Origin of the sequence: Calidifontibacillus oryziterrae, assembly GCF_000331575.1 — a bacterium.
Lineage (GTDB): Bacteria > Bacillota > Bacilli > Bacillales > Bacillaceae_J > Calidifontibacillus_A > Calidifontibacillus_A oryziterrae.
The window spans coordinates 1-13,208 of the sequence record NZ_ANOK01000008.1; the positions used below are offsets into that span (position 1 = coordinate 1).

General features: G+C 36.5%; 20 protein-coding genes. 2 read left to right on the plus strand and 18 right to left on the minus strand.

The window, feature by feature from the left end:
* Positions 1–241: 241 nt before the first annotated feature.
* Positions 242–478, minus strand: a complete 237-nt coding sequence (locus D612_RS0107320; RefSeq protein WP_017754823.1) for a hypothetical protein — start codon at positions 476–478, stop codon at positions 242–244.
* 118 nt (positions 479–596) lie between these two features.
* Between D612_RS0107320 and pdaB the strand changes: the two genes are divergently transcribed.
* Entirely contained in the window at positions 597–1,358 is a 762-nt protein-coding gene (gene pdaB, locus D612_RS0107325) for a polysaccharide deacetylase family sporulation protein PdaB (protein ID WP_017754824.1), read from the plus strand.
* Positions 1,359–1,374: 16 nt separating this feature from the next.
* Here pdaB and D612_RS0107330 read toward each other — a convergent pair whose 3' ends face one another.
* Positions 1,375–1,983 carry a KinB-signaling pathway activation protein gene (locus D612_RS0107330; RefSeq protein ID WP_017754825.1) on the minus strand — a complete coding sequence of 203 codons (609 nt, stop codon included), beginning with the start codon at positions 1,981–1,983 and terminating at the stop codon, positions 1,375–1,377.
* Positions 1,984–2,235: 252 nt separating this feature from the next.
* Here D612_RS0107330 and gerD point away from each other — a divergent pair, with 252 nt between their 5' ends.
* Complete coding sequence (gene gerD, locus D612_RS0107335) at positions 2,236–2,868, plus strand: spore germination lipoprotein GerD (protein WP_017754826.1); 633 nt, start codon at positions 2,236–2,238, stop codon at positions 2,866–2,868.
* A gap of 77 nt (positions 2,869–2,945) precedes the next feature.
* Here gerD and D612_RS0107340 read toward each other — a convergent pair whose 3' ends face one another.
* The 16 genes from D612_RS0107340 to D612_RS0107415 form a co-directional block, all read right to left on the minus strand.
* Positions 2,946–3,950, minus strand: a complete 1,005-nt coding sequence (locus tag D612_RS0107340; RefSeq protein WP_154649462.1) for an Mrp/NBP35 family ATP-binding protein — start codon at positions 3,948–3,950, stop codon at positions 2,946–2,948.
* A 147-nt stretch (positions 3,951–4,097) separates the two neighbouring features.
* Positions 4,098–4,823 (minus strand): N-acetylmuramoyl-L-alanine amidase CwlD, encoded by a 726-nt coding sequence (cwlD, locus tag D612_RS0107345; RefSeq protein WP_017754828.1) that lies wholly within the window; start codon positions 4,821–4,823, stop codon positions 4,098–4,100.
* Between the two features lie 99 nt (positions 4,824–4,922).
* Complete coding sequence (locus tag D612_RS0107350; protein WP_017754829.1) at positions 4,923–5,369, minus strand: DUF2521 family protein; 447 nt, start codon at positions 5,367–5,369, stop codon at positions 4,923–4,925.
* A 446-nt stretch (positions 5,370–5,815) separates the two neighbouring features.
* The gene (gene rpsI / locus D612_RS0107355; RefSeq protein ID WP_017754830.1) at positions 5,816–6,208 is read right to left on the minus strand and encodes a 30S ribosomal protein S9; all 393 of its coding nucleotides are present in this window, start codon (positions 6,206–6,208) and stop codon (positions 5,816–5,818) included.
* Between the two features lie 20 nt (positions 6,209–6,228).
* Positions 6,229–6,666 carry a 50S ribosomal protein L13 gene (rplM, locus tag D612_RS0107360; protein ID WP_017754831.1) on the minus strand — a complete coding sequence of 146 codons (438 nt, stop codon included), beginning with the start codon at positions 6,664–6,666 and terminating at the stop codon, positions 6,229–6,231.
* 168 nt (positions 6,667–6,834) lie between these two features.
* Entirely contained in the window at positions 6,835–7,575 is a 741-nt protein-coding gene (gene truA, locus D612_RS0107365; protein WP_017754832.1) for a tRNA pseudouridine(38-40) synthase TruA, read from the minus strand.
* An 11-nt stretch (positions 7,576–7,586) separates the two neighbouring features.
* Positions 7,587–8,381 (minus strand): energy-coupling factor transporter transmembrane component T family protein, encoded by a 795-nt coding sequence (locus D612_RS0107370; protein ID WP_017754833.1) that lies wholly within the window; start codon positions 8,379–8,381, stop codon positions 7,587–7,589.
* The gene (locus tag D612_RS0107375) at positions 8,378–9,244 is read right to left on the minus strand and encodes an energy-coupling factor ABC transporter ATP-binding protein (protein ID WP_017754834.1); all 867 of its coding nucleotides are present in this window, start codon (positions 9,242–9,244) and stop codon (positions 8,378–8,380) included. Before D612_RS0107375 ends, D612_RS0107370 begins: the two co-directional genes overlap by 4 nt.
* Entirely contained in the window at positions 9,220–10,062 is an 843-nt protein-coding gene (locus D612_RS0107380; RefSeq protein ID WP_017754835.1) for an energy-coupling factor ABC transporter ATP-binding protein, read from the minus strand. The genes D612_RS0107375 and D612_RS0107380 overlap by 25 nt, the downstream gene beginning before the upstream one ends.
* 116 nt (positions 10,063–10,178) lie before the next feature.
* Positions 10,179–10,541 carry a 50S ribosomal protein L17 gene (gene rplQ / locus D612_RS0107385; RefSeq protein ID WP_017754836.1) on the minus strand — a complete coding sequence of 121 codons (363 nt, stop codon included), beginning with the start codon at positions 10,539–10,541 and terminating at the stop codon, positions 10,179–10,181.
* Between the two features lie 54 nt (positions 10,542–10,595).
* Positions 10,596–11,540 (minus strand): DNA-directed RNA polymerase subunit alpha, encoded by a 945-nt coding sequence (locus D612_RS0107390; protein ID WP_017754837.1) that lies wholly within the window; start codon positions 11,538–11,540, stop codon positions 10,596–10,598.
* Positions 11,541–11,724: 184 nt separating this feature from the next.
* On the minus strand, positions 11,725–12,114 hold the full coding sequence (rpsK, locus tag D612_RS0107395; RefSeq protein WP_017754838.1) for a 30S ribosomal protein S11: 390 nt from the start codon (positions 12,112–12,114) through the stop codon (positions 11,725–11,727).
* Positions 12,115–12,135: 21 nt separating this feature from the next.
* Entirely contained in the window at positions 12,136–12,501 is a 366-nt protein-coding gene (rpsM, locus tag D612_RS0107400) for a 30S ribosomal protein S13 (protein ID WP_017754839.1), read from the minus strand.
* 22 nt (positions 12,502–12,523) lie between these two features.
* Positions 12,524–12,637 (minus strand): 50S ribosomal protein L36, encoded by a 114-nt coding sequence (gene rpmJ, locus D612_RS0107405; protein WP_003156543.1) that lies wholly within the window; start codon positions 12,635–12,637, stop codon positions 12,524–12,526.
* Between the two features lie 33 nt (positions 12,638–12,670).
* Positions 12,671–12,889 carry a translation initiation factor IF-1 gene (infA, locus tag D612_RS0107410; protein ID WP_017754840.1) on the minus strand — a complete coding sequence of 73 codons (219 nt, stop codon included), beginning with the start codon at positions 12,887–12,889 and terminating at the stop codon, positions 12,671–12,673.
* A complete protein-coding gene (locus D612_RS0107415) occupies positions 12,882–13,202 on the minus strand; it encodes a KOW domain-containing RNA-binding protein (RefSeq protein WP_017754841.1) in 321 nt (106 codons plus the stop codon). The genes infA and D612_RS0107415 overlap by 8 nt, the downstream gene beginning before the upstream one ends.
* Between the last annotated feature and the right edge of the window lie 6 nt (positions 13,203–13,208).

Genomic DNA, 13,208 nt, shown 5'->3' on the forward strand with positions numbered 1-13,208 from the left:
TTCTTTTGCACGCTTGACATTTTGTTTAGTTTTCAAAGAACATTTTCATTTAGTAATTACAATCTTAAATCATCCTTGTCGAAGATGATTATTCGATTGCGGCTTTAGTATTATATCAACATCCTGTTTTGATGTCAATAACTTTTTATGTTGCAAATTTCATGTTGCTTCAAGAGCAACGAAATTTAATATAACACACATATTTTCATGGGTCAATCCGGGATATTTCTCTATTTTATCCTTATCTAACCATATTTCTTTCTTTATATTTTTTTGTTCTTAAATATTTGCTACATTCTCTTTTTGATGCAAACCTTTTAAAGAAATTAAATAAAACTTGATACCTTTCCTCCATACTACTTTTAATTTCAACATTAATTCGTGAATCGCCTAAATCATGTAAGATTTCGTCCATCTCTCTCTTAAGAAGATATTCAAGTTCTTTAATTTCTCTATTGTCTACTAGAAACGCTAACATCATATCACCTCTTTTTAATCTGTTTTTCTTTATATTTATCTGACTACAAAAAAATTATTCATAGTCTTGTCCAACCAAACATACATATTTAATAAGTTAAGTTGATAGGAGGAGTACTATGAGATTTTTTTACGTAGTTAATGGTAAAAAGTTAAAACAATTACTTATAATTGTTATTGCTGCTTTTTTTACAGCAAGTATTTTATATATTGGAACGATTCAACAATCCGTGTTTTCAACAGAAAATGGACCCATGGCAATTTATAAAGGAGAAAGCAATGATGATAGTATCGCCTTAACCTTCGATATAAGTTGGGGAGATGAACGTGCAGAAAAAATATTAGATGTACTAAAAAATGAAGGAATAAAAAATGCCACCTTCTTTGTTTCGGCCTCATGGGCGGAAAGACACCCTCAAATAGTTGAACGGATTATTAAAGACGGGCATGAAATCGGGAGTATGGGATACCATTATCGTAATTACTCGGATTGGGATGATAAAAAAATACGAAGAGATATTTTATTAGCGGATGGGACTTTAAAAAAGCTTGGAATTAAGGATATAAAATATTTGCGCACACCTACTGGCAATTTTAATAAAAAAATATTACAAATTGCTGATACATACGGATACACGATTGTCCATTGGAGCATTGATTCCAAGGATTACACAAATCCAGGTGTAAATTTGATTGTGAAAAATGTCATTCCAAAATTAACTGGTGGAGATATTATTTTATTACACGCTTCTGATTCAGCAACACAAACGGAAAAAGCACTACCCCTAATAATTAAAGGGATTAAAGAAAAAAAACTAAAAAATGTAACAATTACTGAATTAATTTCCAATGCTGATATCAAAAGCGAAGAAGTAAAATAGCTGATCCTAAAAAGGATCAGCTACTTTTTTGTGGTCTACGATCATTTAATTTATGTAGTATAAGTAATTGCCATGTATTACATATTAATAATGGGAAAATCATTAATAAAAGCCATGCTTGATCATCCGCTCGAAGCGCTGGTACCCATTCAATAATCGTGACTGCAACCATAAAAAATAGCGCCGGTATAAACGCACCTTTATTCGTCTCCTTCATTTTCCTATACGCTATAATAACACCATAAATAAGCAAAAGAGCAGCAGGTATAATATATTTAAAAATACCATCTTCCCCATTTGCAAATGATTGATAGCGAAAATATACTAAATCAAATAACACGAATGCAATTAAAACAATTTGAACCGGACTCCACAACGATCGAAACATCCCTAACCCGATACGGTGTACTGTTAAATAAGCAAAAAAACCAGCTTGACTAATTAAACTAAAAATAAAGCCTACTCCAAGAAGCCAAATTCCAACAGATAGAATCTCTACAATATCTACCGCAATAAATAACGGTGCATACTTGTCCCACATAACTGCAAACCCTACAAAAATGTTACTAATTCCACCAATCAATAAAGTTGTTAAAAATAAATAAACCCATTTTCGACTAGTCACAATTTTAGCCTCCACCAAAATATATACATGAGCAAATGCCCCAAAGTTAATTTTTAGAAATGAAAATGTTGCTTTGTACCAAACAAATAAAATAAGGATGTGTGAGCGTCGCTCCGGCCCTTATCCACAAAAAGTCCATTTTAATTGTATCAATCGCTACCTTAAAAAGCTAGCACAATTAGGCGTATATTTTTTTGAATTCCACTCATATTAAAATTAAGGATTTTTTACGAAAGGAGCCTTTATATATCGATGAAAAAGCTATCAACGCTCCTCCTACCTCTAATATTAGTAATAAGTGGATGTGCACCGGCCGAAAATCAAGGAAATGGCCAAGGTGATTATGAAGGAACAAAGAAAATGGTAATAGACATTCTGAAAACAGATGATGGGAAAAAAGCTATTGAAGAAATCATTACCGATGAAAAAACAAAAGCAAAGCTTGTTATGGATGATACAACTGTAAAGGAAACAATAAAAGGCTCTTTAACATCAAAAGAGGCTGAAGATTTTTGGAAAAAAACATTTGAAGATCCTAAATTTGCTGAAACCTTTGCTAAATCTATGCAAAAAGAACATGAAAAATTAATTAAGGATCTTATGAAAGACCCGGATTATCAAAAAATGATGATAGACATTTTAAAGGATCCAGAAATGGAAAAACAATTTACCGATGCACTGAAAAGTCAAAAAATTCGTGAAGAAATGAAAACGGTTATGATTGAAACTGTTGAAAGTCCTCTATTCAAGGCAAAAATGCAAGATCTTTTAATTAAAGGAGCAGAAGAGCTTCAAAAACAAGGTGGCCAACAAGGTGGAGAAAAGAAGGAAGGTGAAGGAGAGGGCGAAGGTGGCGGAGAGGGACAAGATGGTGGTCAATCGTAACTACAAAATCTTACCTTTTATAAGGTATAAAAAAACTGAACCTATCTGATCGAAAGGTTCAGTTTTTCTTTTACTATTTAAGCATGTTTGATTACTTGCTCAGCTATTTCTAAATACTTCTTACCAATTTTATGATCTTCAGCATAAATAGATGGCGCAAAATCTTTTTCATCTATATCAGGTTGACCGAGTTGGATTTGGCCGAGTAATGGCACTTTCAATTCCTCAGCAAGCTTTTGACCTCCACCTTTACCAAAGATATATTCCTTCTCTCCTGTTACCTTGCTCTCAAAATATGACATGTTTTCTACGACACCTAATATTTCATGATCTGTTTTCAATGCCATTGCTCCTGCACGCGCTGCAACAAAAGCAGCTGTTGCATGTGGTGTCGTTACAATAATCTCCTTACAATGAGGGATCATCGAATGGACATCTAATGCTACATCACCAGTCCCTGGTGGTAAGTCTAACAATAAATAATCTAAATCTCCCCAATCTACTTCAGAGAAGAATTGCGTTAACATTTTACCTAGCATTGGACCACGCCAAATGATCGGGGCATTATCCTCTACGAAAAAGCCCATCGAAATAACCTTTACACCAAAGCGATCTACAGGCATAATCTTTTCATTTTTTACTGCAGGTCGTTCGGAAATTCCCATCATATCCGGAACACTAAATCCATATATATCTGCATCAATTAACCCTACTTTTTTACCCAATCGCGCTAAAGCAACTGCTAAGTTTACAGAAACAGTAGATTTCCCCACACCACCTTTACCACTTGCAATTGCGATAAACGTTGTTTTACTTTCAGCCGAAAGCAATGTTGGTTCTTCTGGTTCAGGCTGGTATTTTTCAATTACATCCTTTGGAAGCTCCCCAAAGCGAATCCCAACAGTATTAGCTCCAGCTTCCTTGAGAGCATTTACAATTTGCATTTGCAGTTGCATTTGTTCACTAGTTCCGGTTTTTGCAATTAATACTTTTACGCTTACATGATTTTTATCTTCTTTAATACTAATTTCTGCAATACCGTTTGTTTCCGATAATGTTTTATGTAAAAATGGATCTTGCATTTTCCCTAGTATGTCTTGAACTATTTCTCTTGATATCAAGTAACTCCACCGCCTTAAAGATTTAATTATTTTTAACACTATTATTATAACATAATAATAGTAAAAACAAGAAACTGCACTCAGCTAGGCAGAGATTTTTTTATTTTATTACTCGTCCGAAAAAATATCCTTTAAAGGCTTTTCGCTATATAGTCTTAAAATCCCTTGATATACGCAGGCAGCAATCTTATCCTGATATGATTCAGTCTTAAGAAGTTCCCGTTCTCTCGGATTTGACAAAAAACCTGCCTCTACAAGGACTGATGGCATTTTTGCTTCTTTTATTACATAAACATGGTTAATCGCCTTTGCGTGTCTTACAGTATTTTCAAGATTTTGTTCCATCTCTTTTTGAATAAATTTTGCTAATTGTTTATTTACATCAAAGCGTGGATAGTAAAAGGTTTGAGCACCACTCCACTCGGAAGATGGCAATGAGTTTAAATGAATGGAAACAAGCAAATCACCATCAGAGCTATTAATTAGTTTCACTCGGCGTTTTAAATCTTGTGTTTTCCTGCGACTATAGCCCTTTAAGTCCTTATCCGCTAGGTCAAAATCATCCTCCCTCGTCATGATGACCAGCGCTCCGGCTTCTTGAAGATAATCCCTAAGTAGCACAGAAATATTAAAGGCAATATCCTTTTCAAATGCCCCTTTCGGCCCAGCGCCTGGGTCTGGAGCGCCATGACCGGGATCGATAATAATCACCTTTCCCGATAAAGGTAAGCTCCAAGAATCCCAAGTATTATTACTAGAAAACTGATATTGAAGAAGAAAAAATAATAATATCGACCCGCTAATAAAAATAAAATACTTCATTTTTCTTTTCATAAAATGTCCCTCCGCACCTATCCTACTTCACTATATGGGACAAGAGAGTACATTATGAAAAGAATTTATGGGAAAAGTTTCTATTACCTAACGCATTACCTAATGCATTCGCAGCTTATGTCTCATTTCACCTTTTAGAAAGCCCTCCCTCCACCAATAATATACAAATTGTTCACTAGCTATATACAGTGATTCATTCACTAGATCATTCCCAGAGGTAGCACCCCAATACTGTAAATATTCATATAAACTATCAGTAAGAAATTTCTCATCCTCATAGCAACGGCTACGAACTTCCTCTGCCTTTTCTCCAAAATATCCAAAACGACTCATTCTTGCTCCAAGCAAATAAGCCTCTATGGCAATATCAATACTCCCATCCTCAATTGCTGTTGAAAAGATGGAGTTTGATCGAAAAAATGGTGAAAAGAATACTTTAACCTTTTCTTTTAATTGTTTTATCGAAAGCTCACGTAAAACTTTACGTTCAAAAGTAATCTGTTTCGCTTCTCTTTTCTCCTGTAAATTAATAATCACATTGACCATACGAAAACTTACACCTCTTCCTACTTAATAAGATGAAGCAAATTTACAGACCTTTGTCATGTGGAATCAATCTTTACCTTAGTCTCTTACATGTACAATATTCTCATTCGAACATTCCGCACTGATCCTTCGCCCAATATCAGGAAATTTTAAAAGCGAAAGCAACTAAATCATCTCCCACAAAAAAGAACAAAAGCTATAGGCATCCTGTTTAGCGACGTATAAACTGGAGAGCATCGACTGAGATAAAGGAAACACGACGAGGGACGAGTCGATGTTGACTTATCGCAAAAGAGATGAGCAAAGTTTACTAGTCGCTGGGCGCTGGAGCTGGACGACTACTCTCTGTGCTATAGTATTTATCCACAGGATCAAATTTTATAATTTCCTAGAGAACAAAAAAACCCCAATCCAATTGGATTGAGGTCGTAAGTTTGCATATATAATTAACGCTTTGAGAACTGAGGTGCACGGCGTGCGCCTTTAAGACCGTATTTCTTACGTTCTTTCATACGTGCATCACGAGTTAAGAAGCCTGCACTCTTAAGAACAGCGCGATATTCAGGATCTGCTTCTAATAACGCACGAGCAATTCCGTGACGAATAGCACCGGCTTGACCAGTATAGCCTCCACCGCTTACATTTACTAATACATCATAGTTGCCTGCATTTTCAGTAGCAACTAACGGTTGCTTAGCAACTACACGTAGTGTTTCTAAATTAAAATATTCTTCAATGTCGCGTCCATTCACAACAACACGTCCGTTACCAGGAACTAGACGAACACGTGCAACTGAACTTTTACGACGTCCTGTACCGTAATATTGTACTTGTGCCAAGTTAAATACCTCCTTCTTAATTATCCGCGAAGCTCGTAAACTTCTGGTTTTTGTGCTTGATGTGGATGTTCGCTACCTTTATAAACATTAAGTTTTTTGAACATTTGACGTCCTAAGCTATTTTTTGGAAGCATTCCTTTAATAGCACCTTCAATCATCTGTTCAGGACGTGTTTCAAGCATTTCTTTAGCAGTACGTGTCTTTAATCCGCCTGGATGTTGAGAATGACGGTAATAAATTTTTCCTTCTAATTTGTTACCAGTTAAATGGATTTTTTCAGCATTAATTATAATCACATGATCACCAGTATCTACATGTGGTGTAAATGTTGGCTTATGCTTTCCGCGAAGAATTGAAGCTACTTCACTAGCAAGGCGACCTAAAGTTTGACCTTCAGCGTCTACCACATACCACTTACGTTCAACTTCTGAAGCTTTCGCCATATAAGTTTGACGCATTATATTCCCTCCTAAAATCTCTTAATCGATCTTTCATTTTCATAAGTTTATTTTCACACGATTAGTTTCGGGGCTAAAATCGTGGCGTGATCTCTGAAAATGTACCATATGTTATAATATAACTTTAAAGAACCAATGTCAAGAAAATGTTACACCTGGGGAAGTTGCTTATTCATACCAAACCTTCCATAAGTACAAACCATGTCCAGGTGCGGTTTTCCCAGATAATTTGCGATTTTTACTTTGTAATATTGTTTCAATATCACATGGAGACAATTTCCCTTGACCTAGCTTTAGTAATGTCCCAACTATAATCCGAACCATATTGTACAAGAATCCATCACCGACAAATCGAAATACTATTTCATCGGACTCTTTATATACCTCTATTTCATATATTGTACGAATCTTATCCTCTTTGTCTGTTTTTGTTGAACAAAAAGACGTAAAGTCATGCGTTCCGACTAAATATTTAGTTCCCTCAATTATTTTCTCTAGATCAATTGGAAAAGGATAATGATAGGTATAATTCCTTCTGAAGACATTTGCTTTTTTTTCATTTGATAAGAAGTATCGGTATTCCTTTTTCGCCACGTTATACCTTGCGTGAAAACTTTGTTCTACCTTCTCAACTTCTATAACAACAATATCATCAGGCAGACTAGTATTTAATGCTTGGCTCCACCCATACGTTGATACTTCAAGCTCGCTATCGAAATGAATGACTTGTCCATATGCGTGTACACCGGCATCTGTTCTCCCAGAAGCTTGAATTCGAATAACTTCTCCTTTGTGAATTTTCGCAAGAGCTTGTTCAAATTCACCTTGAACAGTTCTACCATTTGGTTGGATCTGGAATCCAGAAAAATTTGTGCCATCATATGATAATACACATTTTATTCGCTCCATGTTCATCACCTTTATGCACGCAAGATTATTAATAGTACAGTCATAGCTCCAAATAGCAAAAAGGCAACATTATCAGAACCCTTCCATACCAATTCCCTAAGCTTCGTTCGGCCTTCTCCACCTCGATAACCTCTTGCTTCCATTGCTAAAGCTAAATCCTCCGCTCTTCTAAACGCACTAATAAACAATGGGACCAATAACGGAATAATTGCCTTAAATCTGTCTTTCAAGGGACCAGTGGTAAAATCAACACCACGTGCTGATTGTGCCTTAATGATCTTTTCTGTTTCTTCCATCAGAGTAGGTATAAACCGAAGTGAAATTGACATCATCAATGCAAGCTCATGTGCTGGTAATCCAAATTTAGCAAATGGTGAAAGTAAATATTCCATTCCATCTGTAATTTCAATCGGTGTTGTCGTTAAAGTAAGTAAGCTTGTTATCATAATTAAAAAGATAAAACGTAACGATATGAAAATCCCTTGTTTAAGACCTTCCTCATAAATTGTAATCCAACCAAAATTGAATACAATTTCCCCTTCTTTTGTCATTAATAAATGCAAAATCAAAGTAAATAATACAATCCATAAAATAGGCTTTAAGCCTTTATATATAAAAGATATCGGTACCTTTGATAATAGGACACAACCTATTGTAAACAAACCAATAATTGAATATGTGATAGGATTGTTGGCTAGAAAAATAATAATCACAAATAAGAAAATGGTTAAAAGTTTCGCACGAGGATCCATTTTATGAATGAATGAATCTCCTGGAACATATTGACCAATGATTACATTCTTCATTCTTTTTGGTCCCCTTTCTTAAAAAGCTTAACAATTTCATCAGTAACCGCATCAAGTGTAAAAACTGTAGGGAATGGCTTATTAATTTGATCCGAAAGAGTTCTCATAAATTGCACAGATTCAGGTACATCAAGTCCAACTTTTGTTAGCTTTTCGGGTTGTTCAAATATTTCGAGTGGAGAGCCATCCATATAAACTGTGCCTTTATGCATCACAACGATATAGTCGGCGTAGTAAGCAGCATCCTCCATACTATGAGTAACAAGGATCGTCGTAAGCTTTGACTTGACATGCATATTTTTGAACATATCCATAATCTCTTTACGACCTTTTGGGTCTAGCCCCGCAGTTGGTTCGTCTAAAATTAATGCTTCAGGCTCCATTGCTAGTACTCCCGCAATTGCTACTCTCCTCATTTGTCCACCACTTAAATCGAATGGTGACTTACCAAGGACACTTTCGGGAAGACCTACTAATTGTAAGACTTCTCTAGCCCGTTTTTTTGCATCATTCTCAATAACGCCAAAGTTCATCGGCCCAAAGCAAATATCCTTCTCAACTGTTTCTTCAAAAAGCTGATGTTCTGGATATTGAAAAACGATTCCAACCTTTTTTCGTAATGATTTTAAATTTTGCTTTTGATTAGCATTAATTATCGTATCACCAATTGATATCTTTCCGTTGGTTGGCTTTAATAGTCCATTAATATGTTGAATCAATGTTGATTTCCCTGAGCCTGTATGTCCGATCACTGCCAGAAATGTACCTGAAGGGATATTTAAATTTACGTTATATAGTGCTCTTTTTTCAAATGGCGTATTTCGATTATATAAATGTTCTACATCTTGGAATATAATTTGCATAGCTCCATCACCAATTCTTGTTGTTTTAAATGGGATTTTGAAAGATGAACACCTTTCTTATTTAACAATTGTGAAAGCTTTACTGTGAAGGGAAGATCAAGACCTAATGATACGAGCTTATCCCCCAGTTCAAATATGTCCTCTGGTGTTCCTTCCGCAAAAACCTGACCTTGATTCATGACAATAACTCGATCAGCTTGTGTTACCTCTTCTAAATCATGAGTGATCGATAGCACGCTCATTTGACCAACCTTTTGCAAGCTTCGTACTGTTTCTATTACTTCCTTACGGCCTTGAGGATCAAGCATTGACGTTGCCTCATCAAGTATCATTAATGATGGTTCGAGTGCCAAAACACCGGCAATTGCAACGCGTTGCTTTTGACCACCAGATAAATGATGAGGTTCATGGTTCATGAACTCAGACATTCTAACTTTTTCGAGACTTTCTTGAATCCTTTTCATCATGATTTCACGCGGGATTCCATTATTCTCTAAGCCAAAAGCTACATCATCTCTTACAGTGGTTCCAACAAACTGGTTATCTGGATTTTGGAATACCATTCCTACTCTCTTTCGAATATCCCAAATGGATTCCTCTTTTAATTCTTTCCCCTCAACAAAAACAGACCCTTCTTCAGGCATCAAAAGACCATTAATTATTTTGGCTAGCGTCGATTTGCCCGACCCATTATGTCCCACAATAGCTAACCATTCTCCCTTATTAACTTGAAAAGTAACATCGTTTAAAGTCCATTCTCCGTCAGGGGTGTATCGATATTTTAAGTTTTTGACTGTGACCACTTTATTATTGTCCATTTCAGTTATAGCCCCCAGCATCCTACTCTTTTAAATAGCAAAAAAGGGCATAGAATCAGATCTTCTCAAATTAAGATTCTGTCTCGCCCTTTTAGATGAATTATGTTGAATTATGACTACACTAATTCAATGATAACAACCGGAGCACCATCACCACGGCGTTGACCAAGCTTAAGAATACGAGTATACCCGCCTTGACGTTCTTCGTAACGTTTAGCGATGTCATTAAAAAGCTTTTGTACTGCATATTCTCCAGTCTCATCGTTCGCAACTTCATTACGAATAAAAGAAGCTGCCTGACGACGAGCATGTAAGTCACCACGTTTACCTAGTGTAATCATTTTTTCAACAATCGAACGAAGCTCTTTTGCTTTAGCTTCAGTTGTTTCGATACGCTCGTTAATAATTAAATCTGTTGCAAGATCACGAAATAAAGCTTTACGTTGAGATGATGTACGACCTAATTTTGCGTAAGCCATTTGTGTCCCTCCTTTGCCTGCAGTTTAATGTTCTATCAGACCAATGAATAGGGTCTATTCATCTCTACGAAGACCTAGACCTAGCTCTTCAAGCTTCGCCTTAACCTCTTCTAAAGATTTTCTTCCAAGGTTCCGAACCTTCATCATATCTTCTTCAGTCTTATTTGCTAACTCTTGAACGGTATTAATACCTGCACGTTTTAAGCAATTGTAAGAACGAACAGATAGGTCAAGCTCCTCGATTGTCATCTCTAGAACCTTTTCTTTTTGGTCTTCTTCTTTTTCAACCATTATTTCAGCATTTTTTGCTTCATCGGTTAAACCAACAAAGATATTTAAATGCTCTGTTAATATTTTAGCTCCAAGCGAAACAGCCTCTTCAGGTCGTATACTTCCATCTGTCCAAACATCCAGCGTCAGCTTATCATAATTTGTTACTTGACCAACCCTCGTATTTTCAACTTGATACGTAACACGTGACACTGGCGTAAAAATCGAATCTATTGGAATAACTCCAATCGGTTGATCCTCACGCTTGTTTCCTTCAGCTGGTGTATAACCTCGACCACGCTTTGCTGTTAGTCTCATTCGTAAATTTCCGTTTTTCCCTAGTGATGCTATGTGAAGATCTGGATTTAGAACTTCTACATCGCTATCATGCGTAATATCAGCAGCCGTTACTTCTCGCTCACCTTGAACATCAATTTCCAAAGTTTTTTCTTCTTCAGAATAGATTTTCAGTGCTAACTTTTTTAAATTCAAGATTATAGTTGTAACATCCTCTACTACACCTTCAATGGTAGAGAATTCATGTTGAACACCCTCAACTTGGATAGATGTAACAGCAGCACCAGGGAGGGAGGATAATAGTATACGACGTAAGGAGTTTCCTAAACTGGTACCATATCCACGCTCAAGCGGTTCTACAACGAACTTACCAAAGGTAGCATCATCGCTGATTTCAACCGTTTCGATTTTTGGTTTTTCAATTTCTATCATTCAATAAACCCTCCTTCAAAACGTCGAAACCTCGGCTAGGGTAGCCCCCAACCGAAATTCCCCATTAGGCAATTCCCAAATGTGCACAACAATTTGCAAATTGATCTGTTAGAAACATTTTATCTATTTAAAAGCACTTATCATATCCCATTATAGACAGGGATTCAAAATCTATACAGATTAATTATACACGACGACGTTTTGGTGGACGGCAACCATTATGAGGTACTGGCGTAACATCACGAATAGCCGTTACTTCCAATCCAGCTGATTGAAGTGCGCGAATCGCAGCTTCACGACCAGCACCAGGACCCTTAACTGTAACTTCTAACGTTTTCATACCGTGTTCCATAGAAGCCTTTGCAGCAGTTTCAGCAGCCATCTGCGCAGCAAAAGGAGTGGATTTACGTGATCCTTTAAAACCTAATGCGCCAGCACTTGACCAAGAAACAGCGTTACCGTGAGGGTCTGTAATCGTTACGATTGTATTGTTAAATGTTGAACGAATATGCGCTACGCCTGATTCTATATTCTTTTTTACACGGCGTTTACGTGTATTAGTCTTACGAGCCATTTACGAATTACCTCCTTTTCATTATTTCTTTTTATTTGCAACAGTACGACGAGGACCTTTGCGAGTACGAGAGTTGTTTTTAGTATTTTGACCTCGAACTGGTAAACCACGACGATGGCGTAGGCCACGATAAGAACCAATTTCTATCAATCGTTTAATGTTTAGGGATACTTCACGACGAAGGTCACCTTCAACTTTATAGGTATCTATAATTTCACGAATCTTATTTAACTCATCTTCAGTTAAATCGCGAACTCGTGTATCTTCAGAAACGCCTGCTTTCGCAAGAATTTCCTGTGCAGTCGCACGACCGATACCGTAAATATACGTTAATGAGATAACTACACGCTTTTCGCGCGGAATATCTACACCTGCAATACGTGCCATTTAAAGTTGCACCTCCTTATGTTTAGCCTTGTTTTTGTTTATGCTTTGGGTTTTCACAAATAACCATTACTTTACCTTTGCGTCGAATGACTTTACATTTTTCGCAAATTGGTTTTACGGATGGTCTTACTTTCATCTTTTGAACCTCCTTATATTACGGAGTGCTAATTTATTTGTAACGATATGTGATTCGACCTCGAGTTAAATCGTATGGAGATAACTCTACAGTCACTTTATCACCTGGTAAAATTCGAATAAAATGCATCCGGATTTTACCTGAAACATGAGCTAATACATTATGACCGTTTTCAAGCTCTACTTTAAACATTGCGTTTGGTAAAGTTTCAACGATCGTACCTTCTACTTCAATTACATCCTCTTTAGCCATTAGGTTGCTCTCCCTTCTCAAAATCAGTAACTTGCTCATTGACAAACTTTGAAACAGCGAATCGTAGTTTCCCATTTGTCACACGACCAGTTTCACTAATACTGTTCTGAACTTCCGGAGAAACATAATCAAAAAATTCGAGATGATTTATGTTCTTTTTTTTAGGCCGATCAAATTTACGCTTATCACCATCAGCGATAAGTACGAAACGATCATCGAGAATCTCTACTACTACAGCAAATTGACCAGCTTCTCTTCCTTGTAGAATTCTAACCAATTGACCTATTCGCGGACTCGACTCAGGTTCGTTCACCCATAT

Bases quoted from the DNA above. Each gene is read 5' to 3' on its own strand.
- D612_RS0107320 (WP_017754823.1), bottom strand. From the start codon at position 478: ATGTTAGCGTTTCTAGTAGACAATAGAGAAATTAAAGAACTTGAATAT.
- pdaB (WP_017754824.1), top strand. From the start codon at position 597: ATGAGATTTTTTTACGTAGTTAATGGTAAAAAGTTAAAACAATTACTT.
- gerD (WP_017754826.1), top strand. From the start codon at position 2,236: ATGAAAAAGCTATCAACGCTCCTCCTACCTCTAATATTAGTAATAAGT.
- D612_RS0107340 (WP_154649462.1), bottom strand. From the start codon at position 3,950: ATGCAAGATCCATTTTTACATAAAACATTATCGGAAACAAACGGTATT.
- cwlD (WP_017754828.1), bottom strand. From the start codon at position 4,823: ATGAAAAGAAAAATGAAGTATTTTATTTTTATTAGCGGGTCGATATTA.
- D612_RS0107350 (WP_017754829.1), bottom strand. From the start codon at position 5,369: ATGGTCAATGTGATTATTAATTTACAGGAGAAAAGAGAAGCGAAACAG.
- rplM (WP_017754831.1), bottom strand. From the start codon at position 6,666: ATGCGTCAAACTTATATGGCGAAAGCTTCAGAAGTTGAACGTAAGTGG.
- truA (WP_017754832.1), bottom strand. From the start codon at position 7,575: ATGGAGCGAATAAAATGTGTATTATCATATGATGGCACAAATTTTTCT.
- D612_RS0107370 (WP_017754833.1), bottom strand. From the start codon at position 8,381: ATGAAGAATGTAATCATTGGTCAATATGTTCCAGGAGATTCATTCATT.
- D612_RS0107375 (WP_017754834.1), bottom strand. From the start codon at position 9,244: ATGCAAATTATATTCCAAGATGTAGAACATTTATATAATCGAAATACG.
- D612_RS0107380 (WP_017754835.1), bottom strand. From the start codon at position 10,062: ATGGACAATAATAAAGTGGTCACAGTCAAAAACTTAAAATATCGATAC.
- rplQ (WP_017754836.1), bottom strand. From the start codon at position 10,541: ATGGCTTACGCAAAATTAGGTCGTACATCATCTCAACGTAAAGCTTTA.
- D612_RS0107390 (WP_017754837.1), bottom strand. From the start codon at position 11,540: ATGATAGAAATTGAAAAACCAAAAATCGAAACGGTTGAAATCAGCGAT.
- rpsK (WP_017754838.1), bottom strand. From the start codon at position 12,114: ATGGCTCGTAAGACTAATACACGTAAACGCCGTGTAAAAAAGAATATA.
- rpsM (WP_017754839.1), bottom strand. From the start codon at position 12,501: ATGGCACGTATTGCAGGTGTAGATATTCCGCGCGAAAAGCGTGTAGTT.
- rpmJ (WP_003156543.1), bottom strand. From the start codon at position 12,637: ATGAAAGTAAGACCATCCGTAAAACCAATTTGCGAAAAATGTAAAGTC.
- infA (WP_017754840.1), bottom strand. From the start codon at position 12,889: ATGGCTAAAGAGGATGTAATTGAAGTAGAAGGTACGATCGTTGAAACT.